The 278-nt window shown below is 62.6% G+C and carries 1 protein-coding gene; it reads left to right on the forward strand.

Annotated features, from left to right (window positions below; translation table 11 throughout):
• Positions 1-15: 15 nt before the first annotated feature.
• Positions 16-278: VWA domain-containing protein (locus tag SB764_RS39685; RefSeq protein WP_410866709.1), on the forward strand; the 263-nt coding region annotated here is incomplete at its 3' end.

The following is a 278-nucleotide window of genomic DNA, read 5'->3' on the forward strand; positions in this document are numbered from 1 at the left end:
GATGTGTCCGGCTCCATGGACCGCCGCGAAGGGTTACCGTTGGTGAAAAGCACGCTGAAATTGCTGGTGGATCAGTTGCGCGAGCAGGACCGCGTGTCGCTGGTGGTCTACGCCGGTGAATCCCGCGTGGTGCTCCAACCGACGTCGGGCCGTGACAAGGTGAAGATCCGCAACGCCATCGACCAGCTCACCGCCGGCGGCTCCACGGCCGGTGCTTCCGGTATTGAAATGGCCTACCAGATGGCCCGCGAAGGCTTTATCGACAAGGGCATCAACCG

The sequence above is a fragment of the Paraburkholderia sp. SIMBA_027 genome, from assembly GCF_046535315.1.
In the GTDB taxonomy this organism is placed as follows: domain Bacteria; phylum Pseudomonadota; class Gammaproteobacteria; order Burkholderiales; family Burkholderiaceae; genus Paraburkholderia; species Paraburkholderia tropica.